Source organism: Helicobacter pylori, from assembly GCF_014497725.1.
Taxonomy (GTDB): Bacteria; Campylobacterota; Campylobacteria; order Campylobacterales; family Helicobacteraceae; genus Helicobacter; species Helicobacter pylori_DE.
Genome location: NZ_JACTGF010000023.1, coordinates 1 through 1,883, shown reverse-complemented (window position 1 = coordinate 1,883; position 1,883 = coordinate 1). Strand labels below are relative to the sequence as shown.

Annotated in this window: 1 protein-coding gene; it reads left to right on the top strand. The window is 37.9% G+C overall.

Annotated elements, in window-relative coordinates:
- Window positions 1-1,883, top strand: a 1,883-nt coding sequence (locus H7N69_RS07790) for a DUF3519 domain-containing protein (protein WP_187885369.1), incomplete at both ends; no start/stop codon positions are given.

Below are 1,883 nucleotides of genomic sequence, written 5' to 3'. Positions count from 1 at the left end.
ATTACAAGAGGAAAACGGACAAGTCGCAGGCGCAGCGTATAGGGACGATTTAGGAGGGATTGATTTTGTTTGGGGAACGCCAAAGACTAAAGATAGCAACGGCTATGGGTTAGCGCATGTATTAGAAAAGCGAGAAAAACAATATCAAAGGTTAGGACTAACAACCAAACAAGCCAAAGAAAGGACTAACGAACTACTTAAGGAAATCCCTGACATTCTACAAAAAGGCTTCAAAGAAGAAGACAGGCCAGGTTATGTGGCTATTATTCTAAACAATTCAAAAGTAATTTTAAGTAAGTTTAAGGGAAATAACGAACTAAAAAATCATTACATGATTACAAGTTTTGAAGCTGACGATAAAGTTTTAAGGGAGTTAGAAACCCTTGTGCCACTTTCTAACGATTACAAAGGCAATAGCAACTATAGTGCCTTAAACCCTAACGAAAACAATACTACTAAAAAATCTCTAACAAGTCAAGTGGATTTACTCAAAACGCAAGAAAATTCACAAAAAACTACGCAAGAGCCTTTAAGCCCCCTTGAACTTGCCAACGCCGAAAAGCTTGCCAAGTTAGAAAGCGAGAAATTAGAGAGCGAAAAAGAGTTTTTAAAGGCTAAAGAGCAAGAGAAAGCGCGCAAAGCCGCTTTAAAAAAGAAATTAGAACACGAGCGAGGGAATGCGGGCAATATTGAAAGTCAGACTAAAATAGAAGTAGGAGAAGATATACCAGCGCAAACGCAAACACAAATCCCAAAAAGCCGAGTTCGGTTGAACGAGCGAGAGATTTACGATCTCAATTATGCAATCGTTAAAGCTAAAGACTTAAAACCAAGCTTTAGTACAGGCGGAACGCAAAAACGCACCGACATGAACGAAGAGCAGATTAAAAGCATCGCTGAAAATTTTGATCCTAAAAAGATATTTGGGAGCGGAGGCTTTGAGGATTTACCGATTATCTTACATGACGGGCAAGTGATCGCAGGAAACCACCGCATAGCTGGCATGCTAAACTTCACGCCAAAAAGCCGTTTTGCTTACGAGAAAGCGATCAAGGAATACTATCACATAGATCTAAAACCGGACGAGTTGTTAGTGAGAGTGCCACACAACCGCTTAAACAACACCGAGATCAACAATTTAGCGGCTAGTTCTAATCAAGGACGCTTTAACAGCGAGAGCGATCACGCTATAGCGGTTTTAAGCCACTATGAAGCGAAATTAAAAGAATTAGACAAAAAATTAGACGCTGATAGCATTTACTCACTTAAAAATATCGTCGCTAAAAACCTTAATTTTGACAAAGCCACTCACCCTAATGTAACCGATAGCAACTTAGCCCTTTTAATGTTTAACATGCCACGAACGAAAACGCAAGGGATAGAATTACTCAACCGCTGGCAGAAAGAATTTTCTAACGACATTAAAAGCTATGAAAAGGTTAAAAAAATGTTTGTAGATAACGCTGGGAGTTTTCACAATCTAATCCACGATATGAATTTTCCTAAGGTGAGTTTAAACGCTTATTTAAGCGATATTATGGATCGCAGTTTTGCGAATTTAAAGAATTATCAAACTACAAGCGAAAGCCTGAAAGATTTAAGCGAGAAATTCTATAAAACGAACTCTTTAGAAATGTTTGAAAAGAGCGATCAAAATACAAGCGATATTAGCGAGATTTTAGGAGGTGCGATCGCAAGGTTTGCACGATTTGATGATCCTTCTAAAGCATTATTTGAAGCCTTAAGAAGCGATAACATTAAAAAAGGTTTGAAAGAATTTAAGATCGCAGATGTTACTAAGGACATGTTTGATCCTAATAGTAAGGAATTTAAGGATATTGATATTTACGATTTCACGCATTACCTTTTAATGGTCAATAGAG